This window comes from Pantoea sp. Mhis, assembly GCF_009830015.1.
The window spans coordinates 118,042-136,046 of record NZ_SZZX01000003.1 but is presented as its reverse complement, the minus strand read 5'-3'; the positions used below and the strand labels follow the sequence as shown (position 1 = coordinate 136,046).

Annotated in this window: 7 protein-coding genes, 3 tRNA genes and 2 pseudogenes; 3 read left to right on the top strand and 9 right to left on the bottom strand. The window is 25.6% G+C overall.

The genetic code is table 11. The annotated features are described in order from the left end of the window. Nucleotides 1-1,873: 1,873 nt before the first annotated feature. Both rmuC and metE read right to left on the bottom strand, forming a co-directional pair. The gene (rmuC, locus tag FD727_RS01960; protein WP_159938486.1) at nucleotides 1,874-3,337 is read right to left on the bottom strand and encodes a DNA recombination protein RmuC; all 1,464 of its coding nucleotides are present in this window, start codon (nucleotides 3,335-3,337) and stop codon (nucleotides 1,874-1,876) included. Nucleotides 3,338-3,624: 287 nt separating this feature from the next. Further along, nucleotides 3,625-5,959 (bottom strand): annotated as a pseudogene (gene metE, locus FD727_RS01955) (5-methyltetrahydropteroyltriglutamate--homocysteine S-methyltransferase). Between the two features lie 119 nt (nucleotides 5,960-6,078). On the opposite strand from metE, the pseudogene metR reads away from it, so the two are divergent. Then, a pseudogene (metR, locus tag FD727_RS01950) lies at nucleotides 6,079-6,857 on the top strand (HTH-type transcriptional regulator MetR); the annotation flags it as partial. 1,400 nt (nucleotides 6,858-8,257) lie between these two features. Here the strand turns inward: metR and corA are convergent. From corA to dapF, 4 genes are all read right to left on the bottom strand, one after another. Next, on the bottom strand, nucleotides 8,258-9,211 hold the full coding sequence (gene corA / locus FD727_RS01945; protein WP_159938485.1) for a magnesium/cobalt transporter CorA: 954 nt from the start codon (nucleotides 9,209-9,211) through the stop codon (nucleotides 8,258-8,260). Between the two features lie 315 nt (nucleotides 9,212-9,526). Continuing rightward, nucleotides 9,527-11,686, bottom strand: coding sequence for a DNA helicase II (gene uvrD, locus FD727_RS01940; protein WP_159938484.1), 2,160 nt, complete (start codon nucleotides 11,684-11,686; stop codon nucleotides 9,527-9,529). 45 nt (nucleotides 11,687-11,731) lie between these two features. Then, complete coding sequence (gene yigB / locus FD727_RS01935; protein ID WP_159938483.1) at nucleotides 11,732-12,457, bottom strand: 5-amino-6-(5-phospho-D-ribitylamino)uracil phosphatase YigB; 726 nt, start codon at nucleotides 12,455-12,457, stop codon at nucleotides 11,732-11,734. 192 nt (nucleotides 12,458-12,649) lie between these two features. Further along, nucleotides 12,650-13,480, bottom strand: a complete 831-nt coding sequence (dapF, locus tag FD727_RS01930; RefSeq protein WP_159938491.1) for a diaminopimelate epimerase — start codon at nucleotides 13,478-13,480, stop codon at nucleotides 12,650-12,652. Nucleotides 13,481-15,204: 1,724 nt separating this feature from the next. Between dapF and hemC the strand changes: the two genes are divergently transcribed. After that, a complete protein-coding gene (gene hemC / locus FD727_RS01925; RefSeq protein WP_159938482.1) occupies nucleotides 15,205-16,146 on the top strand; it encodes a hydroxymethylbilane synthase in 942 nt (313 codons plus the stop codon). After that, nucleotides 16,143-16,889, top strand: coding sequence for a uroporphyrinogen-III synthase (hemD, locus tag FD727_RS01920; RefSeq protein ID WP_159938481.1), 747 nt, complete (start codon nucleotides 16,143-16,145; stop codon nucleotides 16,887-16,889). Before hemC ends, hemD begins: the two co-directional genes overlap by 4 nt. Nucleotides 16,890-17,362: 473 nt before the next feature. On the opposite strand, the gene FD727_RS01915 is transcribed toward hemD, so the two are convergent. The 3 genes from FD727_RS01915 to FD727_RS01905 all read right to left on the bottom strand — a co-directional run bounded on the left by FD727_RS01915 (nucleotide 17,363) and on the right by FD727_RS01905 (nucleotide 17,691). After that, nucleotides 17,363-17,436 (bottom strand) — tRNA-Pro (locus FD727_RS01915). Between the two features lie 32 nt (nucleotides 17,437-17,468). Next, nucleotides 17,469-17,543: transfer RNA gene (locus FD727_RS01910), tRNA-His, on the bottom strand. 74 nt (nucleotides 17,544-17,617) lie between these two features. Continuing rightward, a tRNA-Arg gene (locus FD727_RS01905) sits at nucleotides 17,618-17,691 on the bottom strand. Between the last annotated feature and the right edge of the window lie 314 nt (nucleotides 17,692-18,005).

Here is an 18,005-nt window from a genome sequence, read left to right as displayed (position 1 = left end):
AATCGTTATTAGTTATTCTACTACTTATGAAGAAAAAATGTAAATTTGAAAGTAAATATGAGGTTAATCATTATACATACGTCTAATGATTAGACTAAAAGCTATATTGACCGCTGGTCTCTCTTGTAACTGACATGTTCCATTGTTCTGTTAAGAGTCTAATTATAAGCATAGCTGTCACTGGTTCTCGAAACATGTTCGTAATAAATAATGAAAATTTATTTAATTCATTAATGTAATAATTTCAGTGAATGTTTTTAAACGTTATAATAACTAGATTATACTTATGAAGGCGCGTGAATAACGTTACTTTCTTTAAAATATTAAACAAAAAAAAAATAAAACTTAGGGGATAAAATAGAAAACATTATTACAAGTATAAATTGAACAATTAAAACTTTTTAATATTTTTTGGAAACTTTTCGTGTTTGAAATAATTATAGTTGCCATATTATATATATATTTTTAAGTTAAATATAATGTATTTTATATTGTTTGTTATATAATAAATTAACTTGATATTAAAATTACCTAGATTATTTAATAATAGAAAATATAACACATACTGTATATTATAAAGCTATATAAATCACATTTGATTAAATTCATCACCACTATAGATTTCATTTTTTACTGCTACTTGTTTAGTGCATACATGAGAATGTAACATTTTGTCATTTTAAAATATCCATTCATATAAATCTTATCATTACTAAGTGAATAAAAGATTTTATAATTAAATCTATTATTATACCTTTTCTTTATTTCTATTCATTCTGAGGCTAATTGGTCATCGAAGTTACTTTAAATTTAGATAATTCATAGATAATAAATTGAATTAATTTAAATTATATAAATGTATATAATTTGCTAACTTCCATAAATTACAGTATCTAAATTAGAATGTTCCAATGTAGTAATAAGGATTAAACATGTGTAAGAAAAATTAATACAGATCGCAATTGAAATAATTGGCCTAGCACTATTTTACCAAACCAAGCATTATCATGCAGGATATCAATATTAATTTAAAGATTTTTAAAAACATTCTATTATATACATAGTATATAAATTGAAATTAAATGTACTTATATATAGTTATATGAAATTCTATATAAGAGAAAATGATAAAAAAATGGAAGGTTATTTTTTCATCTACTATTAAGATTAAATAATATCCAACGTAAAAACTAAATACCAATTAATAGATTAAAAGTATACGTTAATTTATATAACTCATTTCATTAGTTGAAATAACTTAATATTTTATTATTATCATGCTATCTCTAATTATTTATTTTAAAATAAGTAGTTATATTTTATTTGTAAGTAAATTACGAAAACTATTTCTTACTAAAAAAAATAATATTCTTTCTTATAAACAACACTAATTATCATATAATTCATTTAAAAACATTATTTAAAATAAATTAATCTAATTATATGTATAAAATGTTTAGTTTATATTAACAATTTAATATATTTTACGTTTATAATATTCTATTTCAAAAATATTTTTATTATATGATTAAAATCAATAAAGATTTAAAATTATTGAATTTAATTTTTTGATTTTTAATATTATTAGCACCATAAATGCAGTATATAAAGACTAAATAAAATATTAAATATTAATTTAAACGAAATTAATTTATAAATCATAGCAATTATTAATATTTAATAAAATTTATAAAAACTTCCATTAAATGATAGACAAATTATTTATTTAATAAATTAACTTATATAAACTATATATAAATAAAATCTTAATATTTCGTATCTAATAAAATTTTAAGTATGTTTTACAATACATAAATCCTATTGATCAGTATTCAGTCTATAAATTAAAATGATTAGTATTCTATGATGATATTTAAGTATTTATATTTTCATTTTCCGCAGAATCTTCTAAATTTGCTTGAAACACCAATTTTTGATCAATAGGTCGTTTAATATCCACACCAAGTTTTCGAAAATACTCACTTTGAGCAATCAAATTTCCTTTTCCTTCAACTAATTTTTTCATAGCTAACTGATAATTTTGTTGTAACTTATCTAGATGTAGACCAATGCTATTCATGTCATCAATAAATAATCTAATTTTATCGTATAGACGAGCAGCACGATTAGCAATACGTTGAGCATTACGATTTTGATTATCACAACGCCATAAATTATCAATGGTACGCAGTGCAACTAATAAAGTAGTAGGACTTACTAACATAATATTGAGCTTTAATGCCTCACTAATAAGTTCAGGTTGGCGATCTATTGCTAATAAGAATGCTGGTTCTATTGGAATAAACATTAATACATAGTCTAAAGTTCTAAAACCAGGTAATTGTTGATAATCTTTTTTCCCTAATGAACGAATATGATTACGAATTGAATCAATATGTTCTTGAATGGCCTTATCACGAATACTATTATCTTCAGCATTAAAATATCGCTCATAAGCAATAAGTGTCATTTTTGCGTCAATTACGACATCTCGTCCCTGTGGTAAATGTACAATTACATCTGGTTGCATTCTACAATTTTGCTCAATCGAAACACTTACTTGTGTTTCATATTCATATCCTTCACGTAAGCCAGATGATTCTAATACTTTATTAAGTACTACTTCTCCCCAATTACCCTGAACTTTATTATGACCTTTTAATGCTTTAGTAAAATTAATTGCTTCTTCTGCCATTTGTATATTAATTTGTTTTAATTGATTAATTTCATTGACTAATGTATATCTAACGTGAGATTCTCTATTAAAATTATTATTAAGCTCATGTCTCAAATTTTTTAAATCTTCATTTAAAGGAGTAATTAACTGATTTAAATTTTTTTGATTCTGTTCATCCAAACGTCTACTGTTATTTTCAAATATAAGATTTGCTAAATTTTCAAATTGTATATTTAATCTTTGTTCACTATTAACAATAAAACGTTGTTGTTCTTCAGCAATTAAACGTGTTTCTCCTAAATGAAGATTAACTGTACGAAGTTCGTCTTCTTGCCTATGATTTATTTCTAATTGATGTTGTAATTCATCACTAAGATTTTTATTTTTTTTTCGCCAATAATCTATCTGATGTAATTGAGTTTTTATATTATTAATAATATTATGTAATTTATATATCTCTTGTTTACGTTTTTGTAATTGATATTGCATATTTTTTATTTGTTTTTTTTGTTCTTCATAAGATTCTCGTAATAAACGTTGTTTAATCATGAACTGAGAATAATAACGAATACAATACAAACGGGAAAAAATCCAACCAATTATAAAACTAATTAATATTAATAAATATTTAATAATGAATTGCTGAACTATATTTTTCATAAAATTTTTCAAAAAAATACAAACATAAAATTAATACGTATATAGTTAACTAATAATATCTATATGTTATCTTTCTATATTTATAACTACTTTAATAGCTTAAAATTTAAAATTTATAAAATCAATAAATTTGAAACATAAATTATTAAGATTTATAATTTTAAAAAAAATTAAAATAAAATTAATATAGATTTCAAGATTATAAGTTTAAATATATACAATTAATATTTTCTGTAATAAATATTAATATTTATATAATATCAAAAATATTTAAATGAGAAATCCAATTAATTACTAAAAACCAAAAGATAATAAATCTTATAAATTAATGTAATATTAATTACAAATTTTATTTCGTAAATTTTTGCAGCTTGCACCATATTAGATAGCGACTGATAAGTTTGATACCAAGTTCGAGTTTTTAAACCACAATCTGGATTAACCCATAAACGTTCTTTTGAGATATATTGTGTTGCCCTGCATAATATTTTTTCTATCCATTGTATACTTGGTATATTTGGTGAATGTATATCATATATTCCAGGACCGATTGCATTTGGATATTTATATTTTTTAAACATATCAAGTAACTCTATATTAGACCTGGCACTTTCGATAGTAATTACATCTGCGTCTAATGCAGCAATGGATTCTATAATATCATTAAATTCACAATAACACATATGAGTATGAATTTGAGTATCGTTTTTAGCTACTGAAGTAGTAAAACGGAATGCATTAATAGCCCATGTTAGATATGTATGCCAATTGGATTTGTGTAATGGTAAACCTTCCATTAATGCAGGTTTATCTATTTGAATAATTCCGATACCTGCTTGTTCTAAATCTTTTATCTCTTCTCTTAACGCTAATGCAATTTGTTTTGCAATAATTTCAGGGTTTATATCTTCACGAGGAAAAGACCATAAAAGAATAGTTAATGGACCCCAGTAAACATACCTTTAACAGACTTTTTAGTTAGCGATTACGCATATTTTGCCCAATTAATAGTAATTGGTTTTGAACGACTAATATCGCTGACAATAATGGGAGGTTTTACACATCTTGAACCATAACTTTGTACCCAACCATGTTGAGTAGAAATAAAGCCTTTAAGATTCTCACTAAAATATTCGACCATATCATTACGTTCATATTCACCATACACCAGTACATCTAAATCTAATTCTTCTTGTTTAAAGATAACTTCTTTAATATATAAAGCAATTTCTTCATTATACTTTATAATATCAATATTACCTTTTTTAAAATTTAAACGTAAATTACGAATTTTTGTAGTTTGTGGGAATGAACCAATAGTTGTAGTAGGCCATAATGGTAATTTAAAACGATTATGTTGTTTTTTAGCACGTTCAGTATATATATATTGGTACGATTTATATCTTCAGTTTTAATATTAGAAAGCCGATCAGCAACTAATACATATTAATCCACATTTTTTTAATCGGTCTTGAACTGGTATACTCCAACTACTTAACAATTTTATATCATTATTATTTAATGCCTTAGTTAATAACGCAAGTTCAGTACATTTTTGTAATGCGAAAGAAAACCAATTTTTTACTTTATTATCTAATTTATTTTCTATAGTTAAATCAATAGGACAATGTAGTAAAGACAAGAAGAACCATGCCATAATTTTTTACGTTGTATAACTAATGGATATAATTTTTTAAACCAGGCACTAAAATCAGAACGCCAAATATTACGACCATTAATAACACCTAAAGATAATATCCATCCTGTTGGTATTTGTTGATTTAATTTCTGTATTTCATCATTTCCATGTATAAAATCTACATGTAAACCTTGAATTGGTAAAATTTTGATAATATCCAAATTATGACTGATACTATCAAAATAAGTAGTCAATAGTAATTTGACTTCTCCTTTTAGGAATTCATAAGCTAATTTGAAGGCTTCACGTCATACATGAGGTAATTCAAGTACTAAAATTGGTTCATCTATTTGTAGCCATTCAATATTGTATCTTTTTAATTCTATTAACACTTGTTTATAAACTGAATTAATATTATTTAATAATGACAGTCGATCAAATTCGTCTTTATCTTGCTTTTTATTAACTTTACCTAACCATAAATAAGTAATCGGACCCAGTAATATAGGTTTTATCTTATGACCAAGAATAAAAGCTTCTTTTACCTCTTCTAGTAATTGTATCCAAGTTAATTTAAACTTTTGGTCTTTAACAAATTTCGGGACTATGTAATGATAATTAGTATTAAACCATTTAGTCATTTCAGATGCTACTACTGGTGCACCTGTTGGTGCACTACCACGTGCCATGCGAAATAATGTATCTATATTAACTATACCATCTTTATTTTGATGACGTTTAGGCACATTTCCTAATAATAGACTTGTAGTTAACACATGATCATACCAAGCAAAATCACCAACTGGTAGAAGGTCTATACCAGCATCTTTTTATTTTTGCCAGTTGGTAAGTCGTATTTTGCGACCTACAAATAGTAATTCTTCTTTTGAAATTTTACCTATCCAATAATTTTCTTGCGCTTTTTTTAATTCACGATGTAAACCTATACGAGGAAATCCAAGTATATGGCTAAGAATAGCCATATAACAATCTCCAACTTATCTTTAATTAATTTGTTTGAAAAATATTTATTTTAATATATTTCATATATAGTACACATTTCTCAAGTGAAATTTATTCACTTTTCATATGAGAACAGCTCATGATCGAATTTAAACATTTACGAACATTGCAAGCATTACAAAATACAGGTTCATTAACTGCTGCTGCTGTTCAGTTACACCAAACGCAATCAGCATTATCTCATCAATGTAGCGATTTGGAACAACGTTTAGGTTTTCGTCTATTTGTACGTAAAAGCCAACCACTTTGTTTTACACCTCAAGGTAGAGTGCTATTGCAATTAGCAGAACAAATACTGCCATAAATTAGACAAGCTTTACAAAAATGTCGTGATCCTTATCCAACTACATTACGAATTGCAATTGAATGCCATAGCTATATTCTCAATGGTTAACACCTGTTTTAAATAATTTTCGTAATAGTTGGCCAGAAGTAATTATAGATTTTAAATCAGAAATAACGTTTGATCCACAGCCTGCATTACAACAAGGTACTGTGGATTTAGTTTTAACTTCAGAGATTCTACCATGCAGCGCATTATTTTATTTTCCAATGTTTGATTTTGAAGTAAGGCTCGTACTTGCACCAAATCATCCCTTAGCACATCGTAAAGATATACTACCAAAAGATTTATCTAATAAAATTGTAATGATTTATCCTGTACAACGTCAAAGATTAGATATTTGGCGATATTTTTACAACCTGCTGGAATAAATCCTTTGTTTAAAAATGTAGATAATACATTAATGAATTCAAATTGTTTCTGCTCGTATGGGAATTACAGCATTACCTTATTGGGTAGTAGAAAATTTTGAACATCAAGGACTTATTGTGACTAAATCACTAGGAAAAGGATTATAGAGTCGCTCATATGCAGCGGTACGTAATGGAGAACAATCTCGACCAACAATACAAACTTTTATACAGTTAATCTGTCAATACGTATGTAATCATTTTTGTTTTATTCGAAATATCTTATTTTAATTAATATTAATCACTTCGCATACATTAAATAATTAATGTAATAAATATAACTAGTTTTATAATTAAAACTATTCAATAGTATTGAAATATATATAAAATTAATTTATGTAAAATAATTGAGATAACATTTTTAATATTACTACCAATAACTTCTATATTTAATAATATATCTTTTAACTACTTATATTATGTGTTACTTAGTATATGATATTTATGTCATATATTAAGTATTTTAATATAATTCATAATATTACTAAAAGTAATATACTTTTTTTTATAATGATAAATTAAGTTTATATATAAAATTTTTTAAGCTATTATCTTGCTAAAGTTTAGATATACTTGCTTTTAAGTAAACTGTGAACGAGTAACTTTGATTTAGAATACATCATGCTTTAATTATCTAGTTTAAAAGTTAAAATTTTAACTCTCTATATATGAAAGTATATCAACTTCATTAATTATTTCTTAATTTATTTTATAATAAAGTTGTTAATTAGATAATGATGCTGTTAAAAAAATATTTTTTCCTACGGAAATGATTTTAATTCATATATTCACAATAATAATTTATATTATGATGATTCATCATGATACTTAAATATATACAACTTACTAGAATATGAGTATATAAATTATAGCTATAATACTAATTTGCTTTTTGTATTATTTATTACGAATAGTAGTAATAAAAATTATCTTACATATAAGCTGGATTGGTTTTATATAGTATTTATTATTCGTTCGATAATAATTACAAATTGATAGTATATCGTGTTAATAGGCTTGTATTTTTATGAACTAAATCAGTCAACTAATGAACACCGGAAATATGTATACATATCTAAGTTAAATAATTCTATGTTGTACGCATCTGTTGTCAGTTGATATTGATTTTATATCATGCTTAATTAAATAATTTATTTTCTTTGTTAAATATTAATTGTTTATGAAATATATTGATCTTACATCTTTTATTGCTAATTAAACATATTTAAAGACTAGTAATGATATTATTAATATTTAAGAAAGTAATATTTTTTCTATGGTGCTATATTTAGAATATATATAGCACCATAATTGAAAATGCTAGTATATTAGAAATAACAATTTCATTTATTACTCAATCTAGATACAATAATAAATACAAGTTTAATCCTAATTTAATAGACTATGATATTTAATTTATATTACATATAATACAATGTATTTGTATACATAACTTTTACTAGTTATGTTCTTGTATAAAAAATATATTATTAAAATTAGATAACTTATAGCCAATTTTTTCGCTTAAAATATAAATAAGGAATTAAACCTGCAATGAACATTAATCCAATAGCACTAGGGTAACCAAAGCTCCATCTTAATTCAGGCATAACATCAAAATTCATTCCATAACTAGAAGCAACTAATGTTGGTGGTAAAAATATTACGGATACTACTGAAAAAATCTTAATAATGCGATTTTGTTCAATATTAATAAAACCCATTGCCGCTTGCATGAGGAAATTTACTTTTTGAAAAAGAGATTCATTATGAGGTAAAAGAGATTCAATATCACGTAAAATTTCTCTTGCTTGATCTAGTTGATTGCCGGGTAGTCGTGATTTACGCACCAAAAAATTGAGTGCTCGCTGCGTATCCATCAAACATAAACGGACTTTCCAAGCTATATCTTCTAATTCAGCTAAACGAGATAGTCCTGCGTCATATTCTTCTCCTTGTTGTCCTTCCATAATTACACGACTTAATTTTTCTAATGCACTATAAATATTTTCAATTTCATCAGCTAGTTGTTCAATTTTTGTTTCAAATAAATCTAAAAGTAGTTTATATGAACTACCATCTGTTAATATTTGATTACGTGCACGCATACGGTAAAGACGAAATGCTGGTAGCTCTCGTTCACGTAAAGTATAAAGACGATCATCGCGGATTGTAAAAGCAACAGTAGAATTACCTGCATGATCCTCAATATCTTCAAAAAAGAAAAACGAATGAATATGGAGTCCATCTTGATCTTCAAAAAAACGCGCAGAAGCTTCAATATCTTCTAATTCAGGACGTGTTGCTAAAATTTGTCCAAGTTCATTTTGAACTCTCTTACGTTCATTATCATTTGGTTCGATTAAATCAACCCATATAGAATTCTTAAGCTCTGCATTGTTATCTTCTAACTCAATTTTAGTTAAGAGATTATGTTCGAGTTTAAATGCACTTAACATAAAAATACTCCCCATTACAGATTAAATGGGACAAAGCAATGAACCGTTTCTAGGTAATGTATAACGGACACAGCAGGATTTAAATATAGAAACCTCTTATTTAAGAGGTAAATTAATTCTGCATCATAAAATAAAATTAAACAACAAAAAAAAAGTTTCTGTTAATAATTATTCAATATAACATTAAAGCTAATAATTTAATATTAACTTCTATGTTAGATAATTAAAACTTTTTGATTAAGATTTCTAAATTGCTTATTTTAAATTTTTAAAAAAATATATTTTAACTGAACATGAAGAATTATAATATTATATCTAAATAATTTCTAAACTAGAATAAATTGCAATTAACCATTTAACACTTTTATCTTGAAAAGCTATTTGTAACCTACATTCTTTGCCTAACCCTTCAAAATTAATAATAGTACCTTCGCCAAATGTAATATGACGTACACGTTGACCAATTATAAATTTATTATCAGAATTGGATAAAAAAATTTTATTTTGTTTATAATTAATAGTTTGATTTATATTTTTAAGTAAAGTAATCTCTTTCACACAGTTTTTAGGTATTTCATCAAGAAAACGTGATGGATTATGATGTACAACTTTACCATAAAGATACCTTTTTTCAGCATAAGTTAAAATTAATTGATTTATTGCTCGTGTTAATCCAACATATGCTAGACGACGTTCTTCTTCTAGAAGAGAATATTTATTTAACGACATCTGAGTTGGAAAAATACCTTCTTCCATACCAACTATAAATACTATATTAAATTCAAGTCCTTTTGCTGCATGCAAAGTCATTAATTGTACCGCATCTTGATGTTTATCATTATCTACTTCTCCCGACTCTAGCATTGCATGAGATAAAAAAGCATGTAGAGGAATTAAATTTGTATCTTGTTGATATTGGAATTGATGTGTTGCAGTTATAAGTTCTTTAAGGTTATCAAGTCGCATCCGCGCTTGTTCTCCTTTATCTTGCTTATACATTAACCATAAGCCAGAATTTTTAATAACTTGACTAATTTGAATATGCAATGGTAATCCAGTAATTTCGAGAGTCAATGAATTTATTAAGTTACAAAAATTTTGTAATATTAATATAATACGATTGGATAGGATATTATTATTTAATATATAGGAAGTAGCTTTCCATAATGTAAGTTGTTTTTTTCTTGCAATTTCTCTTATTAGACTTAGGGTACGATCTCCAATACCTCGTAACGGTATATTAATTATACGCTCAAAAGCAGAATCATCATCATGATTTACTATAAGACGTAGATAAGCTAATGCATCTTTAATTTCTTTTCGTTCGAAAAATCTTATCCCACTGTAAATACGATATGCTATTCTTGATTCTCGCAAAGCTTCTTCTAATACACGTGATTGCGAATTACTACGATATAAGATAGTACAGTTAGATAACATATTACCATTCTTATGGTAATCTTTAATATGGTCTACTACAAATCGTGCTTCATCTATGTCGTTAGATGCACGGTAAATAGAAATTAGTTCTCCATCTATTTCATGAGTCCATAATTTTTTTCCAAGACGGGTATTATTATTCATAATCAAAGCATTAGCTGCTTTTAGAATATTATTTTTTGAACGGTAATTTTGTTCTAAACGAATTATTTGTGATTCAGGAAAATCATGTAAAAATTTTTGAATATTTTCAACTTTAGCACCACGCCAGCCGTAAATGGATTGATCATCATCGCCCACAATAATAATATGACCAGTATCACCTGCTAGCATACGAATCCAGGCATATTGAATATGATTAACATCTTGAAATTCATCAATTAAAATATGAGAAAATCGGATACGATATTGACAAAGAAGGTAAGAATGATTAATCCATAATTCATAAATTCGTAACAATAATTCTGAGAAATCTACTAAACCAGATCGATTACAAGTTTCTTGGTAAGCTTGATAAATACGCAACCAAGTTTGTTCTTTTGAATTATCATGATTTTTAATATCATGAGCACGTAAACCGTTATCTTTTTTATTATTAATATACCATAAGGCGTATTGTACAGACCATTTTTTTTCATCTAGATTTAATTCCTTAATCAAACGTTTTAATAAACGTAACTGATCCTCATTGTCAATAATTTGAAAATCATGAGGTAAATTAGCATCAACATGATGTATACGAAGTAAGCGATGTGCTAATCCATGAAAAGTACCAATCCACATACCATCTTGGAGTGTCCCAATTAAATTTATAATGCGATTACGCATTTCTGCTGCTGCTTTATTAGTAAAAGTTACTGCTATGATTGAGAGTGGAGAATAATTAGCTATCGATATTAACCACGCAATACGATGTACAAGAACTCGAGTTTTTCCACTTCCTGCTCCAGCTAGTATTAAAAGGCTATTATAGTTTGTAGTAACTGCTGCACGTTGTTGTTCATTTAAGTTATTAAGAAGATTAGGAGTATTCATGATTATTTAAATTAACAAAAAATATTTGAGAGTACATAAATAAGTCTATATTAAATGTAATAATAAAGTTAATGATTTCAATTCTGTAATCTCTAAATGTGGCAATAAGCGTGCATCATTAACTTTCATTAAATTACTTGTATTTGAATTCATCCAACAAGCTTGCATTCCAGCACGTAAAGAGCCATTGACATCAGTCATAATATCGTCTCCTACATGTAAAATATGTATCGGATTAACATTTAAATTTTTTGAAGCAAGATGATACATATCACTCCAGGGTTTAGCTCGACCATGTAAACCTGCGCGTAATATAAATTTAAAATAATGATTAATACCAATTTTTTGAGGATCTACATTACCATTTGTAATAGCTATTAATGGTAAGTGATCACTTAATATTTGAAGAGTTTCATGTGTCTCTTTTGGTATATTTATTATGTTACGCCAATAATGAAATACCTGCATTATTTTATTAGCCCCATCTATAGCTTGCATATAAGATAATCCAGAATTAATTAATGCTAGCTCAATAGCACGATAGCGCCATTGAGATACGTTATGATAAATTTCCGGTTCATGTAATAGCAATTCATCACGTAGTATTTGGTATTCGTTTAGAGTAAAATTACTTAATTTTGGATGATAAGCTTGTAAAGCTGCATGAGATTCTAAAATAGTTTTTTGAATTACAGGATTGTTATCATATAGTGTATCATCAAGATCGAAACTAATTACTTTAATGGTACTCAACAATCGATAAAATTTCATTAAATTTTTCCTTGTTTAGTACATAAATACACCATTGTATAATTTGATATTAAAACTTAAAATTAATATACATATATATTTTATATTAATACTATAATCATAGTATTAATATAAAATATTATTTGCATATCCAATTTAAATAATACAATTATCTTGCTTAAATTATAGTAAAGAGTATACAAAATCTCGCATTTATTTTGATATATAGATATATCCATCATAAACATGTGTTGCTGGTCCAGTCATACATAATGGATATCCTTTACCTTTCCACTCTATATATAATGTTCCATTTAATAAATCTACACGCACTGCTTCTTTTAAGGTACCTTGCTTTATACCCCAAGCTACTGCTGCGCAAGCACCACTACCGCAAGCTTGGGTTTCTCCCACACTACGTTCGTATACACGTAAACGTATATAGTTAGGATTAACTATTTCCATAAAACCAACATTCACACCATCTGGAAACTTTTTATAATTTTCTAATAAGGGACCAAGAATTTTTACGGGTGCTGTTTTTATATCTTTGACTGGAATAATACAATGAGGATTACCTATTGAAACTACACCAAATAATACAGTTAAATTAGGTAAGTGTAATAAATAAAAATTCTTAGTTTTACTTGTATTAAAAGGAATTTTATGAGGTTCAAAATTAGGTTCTCCCATATTTACATGTATTAAATCTTTTTTAAGAATATTCAATACTAATTGATTTGTTTTTGTACTCACACGTATATTATCTTTATTTGTTAATTGTTTTAAACGAACAAAAAGAGCTAAGCAACGAGCACCATTACCACATTGTGTAACTTCATTACCATCAGCATTAAAAATACGATAATGAAAATCAAAATTTGGTTCATAGGGTGGTTCAACAATTAACAACTGATCAAAACCTACACCTATATAGCGATCTGATAAATGTTTAATTAATTTCGTAGAGAAAAAAATATCTTGAGTTACAGCATCTACTACCATAAAATCATTACCAAGACCATGCATTTTTGCAAAATGTATTTTCTGGTTTATCGATTTAATCATATTAAAAGATCAATAGTGAATTTTATTTAAATAAACAATAATTATATGTAATTTGTAATACTATTTTTTGCTTATCTTTATATTTTGATCATAAGTTTTATTATGTTGAGGGTGAATTGGTAAATATAATTTACCTTTTAGACCACATCCTATAATACAAAAACAAAATATGATTATACTTAATTTATTTATTGGTTTTAACATTTTATTATTTTAAATTAATATATAAGAAATAATAAATGATCTATATACATTTATATATAATAACTTATTAGTAATATAAGTATCTTTTACATACACACTAATAATAAACTATTTGATTGATAGATCCAATAATTATAGTTAATATTTGCCATCTTAATATTTAATTTTATCATATTTTATTAATATAAAATATGATAAAATTAAATATAGTAATTATAAATAATATTAAATTTAAATTTTTCATATAAAATTAATATTTTAGATTTTGCTATAAATAAAACTTATTAAGTTTTATGATTATATATGATTTCATTTATAATTTAGTTAGGTACTTTATATACATGTTTAACTTTTGATTAAACGTGATTATTTAATTATAATAATTTTTTATAATACGATATCATCGTAGGCTTAATTTTAATTAAGTTATATAACTTAATTCAGAATCATGATAACTTGAATAACAAAGCTTCTAATGTACTTTCAAGTACAAACACCTAATAATAACATTAAAACTAAATATATCTTAATAATAATTATATATCTTATTATACTCTCTCTAACATCATAATATATAGTACTATAGCATTAAACCAAAATATATGATTTTATGATCATATAGAATTAGTTTAATGTTTATTGCAAGTATGTTTACATAAAGATATTATGTATTTTTCATTAAAATTAATATTTATTATTAAATAAGAAAGATCAATGTTTTATATATTTGCATAAATTAATATAAATATAATATAAATACTCTTGAATACTATATATTTTCACAATAAATATCATCATGTTACAATGATACAAGTTGTTTTTTAAATTTAAAAGATATTTTTTATTATAGTAAATAAATACTACGTATCTATAAAATTAGATTGGGATTATAAATCAAAATGTTATTATTATTAGCCATGGTTGATATAATATCTATATATTAATTTCAGAACATTATTTATTTTATTTCATAGAATAAGTATATTCATTTAATGAATGCGATTAATAGGAATTTCATTTTTAATAGTAAAATTAAATTTAAATATTACTTTCAACTTAAATATTTTAAATATACCTACCTAATTTAGTTAGAGATAAAAGCTTATATTATGAAAAATATTATTTAAAGATAATCTAGTATAGAGGAACAATGATAATTGACTAAGGTTACTAACAGAAACTCATGCCCGTTGAAGAAATTTAATATATCGTTTTATAACACACAGGTGTTACTTAATTAGGTTATAAAACCTATTTAATTTTAAATATTTAATATAAGACATAAATTTTAAAAAATATGATAAACATATAATTTATTTAGAATTATTAAAACATTTTTGTTATTTAAATTTATATATTTCTTAATATATAATATGTTTTTTTTTAAAAGATTCAATCTTAAACTGTTATATAAGTTATGTTCTAATACATTCGTACGTATTTTAAATTTCTTACAAAATGAATATTTAAGTTAAATAACTAAAATGGCTAGTGACATGTTAGATAAAATTTTTAAAATTGCTACAAGAACAAGCCCTCTTGCTCTTTGCCAAGCAAGATTCATTCAACACCGTTTAATGATATATTATCCAAATTTACAGTTTGAGATATTAGCGATAGTAACTAAAGGTGATAGTAGACTCAATAGTTCATTAATGCAAGTAGGTGAAAAAGGAATTTTTATCAAAGAACTTGAAATAGCAATTTTGGAAAAGCGTGCTGATCTTGCTGTTCATTCTATGAAAGATGTTCCAATGCATTGTCCAGAAGGACTTAGTATAGTTACTATTTGTGAACGAGAAGATCCTTGCGATGCTTTTATTTCGAATATCTATAATTCCCTTGATAATCTTCCTCAAGGTGCAATTGTTGGTACATCTAGTTTACGTCGTCAATGTCAAATCAGTGCATATCGTCAAGATTTAATAATTACTTCTATACATGGAAATATTGATACCCGTCTTAATAAACTGGATAAAGGAGAATATGATGCTATTATTTTAGCAACCGCTGGTTTAAGACGTTTAAGAATTGAAAGTCGTATTCATCAAATTTTTCCAACCGATTTTTTACTACCAGCAGCAGGACAAGGTGCAGTAGGTATCGAATGTCGTCAAGACGACATCGAGTTAATTCAATTATTACAAGTACTTAATCATACAGAAACCTCAATTTGTATATCTGCTGAACGTGCTATGAATAATCATTTAAATAGCAATTGTCAGATACCAATTGGTAGTTTTGCTATTCTAAAAGATAATCAACTATATCTAAAAGGTTTGGTCGGTTCTCCAAATGGTAAACAAATTATAGTTGCTGAACGTAGTGGAACTTATAAAGAACCTACTAAATTAGGTATTGCGTTAGCTGAGGAATTATTAGATAGAGGTGCTAGTTTCATTCTTAATCAAAATAATCAATTAATTTCATTAAGATGAATATACTCGTTACTCGCCCTGAACCATATGCAAGTGAATTAGTTGCACGTCTTCAAATCTTAGGTAAACCTGCATGGGCTTTACCACTTATTACCTTTATACCTGGTAAAGATCTTAAATCTTTACCACAACAACTTGCTCAGTTACAACGAGGTGATTTAATTTTCTTAATGTCTCGACAAGTAATAAAATTTATACAATCAAGCCTACAACATAACAAAATAAATTGGCCTACATTTGTAGAATATTACACAATTGGTCGCTATACTGCATTAGCTATTCACAATATTAACAACCTAAATGTATATTATCCAGATGCACAAGAAACAAGTGAAGAACTAGTACGACTTCATAGTTTACAAAATATTACCGGTAAAACCGCATTAATTCTAAGAGGAAGTACAGGTCGTGAGTTATTAGGTGAAACCTTGACAATGCGTGGAGCTAAAGTTAACTATTGTGAATGTTATCAACGATGTAAAAAATATTATGATGGAATAATTGAAGGTCAGCGATGGCGTGCACTGGGTATTAATACAGTCATAGTAACTAGTAATGAAATGTTACAACAATTACTGACATTATTTCCCATAGTTGATAGGTATGAATGGTTATTATCTTGTCGTTTATTGGTAGTTAGCGAACGTTTAGCTATACAAGCAGTAAAATTAGGATGGCAGAATATTGATATAGCTAATAGTGCTAATAACGATGATTTAATTCATAAATTATGTTATAAATAGCATAAGAACAGATTTATTAGTAATATATTGAATGTTTTTATACTATGGACGCTTTTATGTCAAATAAATCGTCTCTTGAAGTTTATAATCAATTTAATATTAATATTTATAGCAATAAAATACTGTTTATATTAGTAACAAGAGTAATGTTATTAACATATATAATGTTATATAAAAATTAGATAATTAGATTTTAATTATCTAATTAATCTTAATTAGATAATTAAATTTATATTATTGTATACTTACTTAGATTTTAAAAAACAAAAATTTATCATATGAATAAAAATAATTAACATACTAAATATATTAAATCTATGATTATCATAGTTAATATAAATGAATTTAATAGTATTAAATTATATATCATTCCATTTAAAAACATATCTAATTTTGACATTTTAAAAAAATTTTTTAAAAACACGTATTTACGTAAATGTTTATTTCAGTAAAAGATTAATTAAAACTATGATTCGGCGAGAGAGGATTTGAACCTCCGACCCACTGGTCCCAAACCAGTTGCGCTACCAAGCTGCGCTACTCGCCGAGTATTTATTATAGTGTTTAACTTTTAAATGAAGGTGGCTAATGGGACTCGAACCCATGACAGCTGGAATCACAATCCAGAGCTCTACCAACTGAGCTATAACCACCATATTATAATTCATATTTACAATTTTAGAAATAAAACTTAATAACTAAAAATAAATTTAATCAAAATCATATATCGCGCCCGACAGGATTCGAACCTGAGACCTTTACCTTCGGAGGGCAACGCTCTATCCAACTGAGCTACGGGCGCATATCTAAGTTATTAGTCTACATGAAACATGTATATATATAGATATTACGTTTTTAGATTCAAACTGTCTAGTATATTTATGCAAATTTTATGTATTTTGAATATTTAAAGATCCTATATAACATGAAAAGTCATATATAATATATAAACATATATATGTTTATATATTATTAGATCACTTAAATTAATAATAATATTATAATAATATGTGTTATTAACTGCTATATATATATATATATAATGAAATGATATTAACAATAAGAAAAAATGATACTTAAAAAGTATATTTTTAATTATAGTAATATTAATATTAT

Excerpts from the sequence above, each read along its gene's own strand:
- yigB (WP_159938483.1), bottom strand. The coding sequence starts at position 12,457 with ATGAAATTTTATCGATTGTTGAGTACCATTAAAGTAATTAGTTTCGAT.
- corA (WP_159938485.1), bottom strand. The coding sequence starts at position 9,211 with ATGTTAAGTGCATTTAAACTCGAACATAATCTCTTAACTAAAATTGAG.
- hemD (WP_159938481.1), top strand. The coding sequence starts at position 16,143 with ATGAATATACTCGTTACTCGCCCTGAACCATATGCAAGTGAATTAGTT.
- hemC (WP_159938482.1), top strand. The coding sequence starts at position 15,205 with ATGTTAGATAAAATTTTTAAAATTGCTACAAGAACAAGCCCTCTTGCT.
- rmuC (WP_159938486.1), bottom strand. The coding sequence starts at position 3,337 with ATGAAAAATATAGTTCAGCAATTCATTATTAAATATTTATTAATATTA.
- uvrD (WP_159938484.1), bottom strand. The coding sequence starts at position 11,686 with ATGAATACTCCTAATCTTCTTAATAACTTAAATGAACAACAACGTGCA.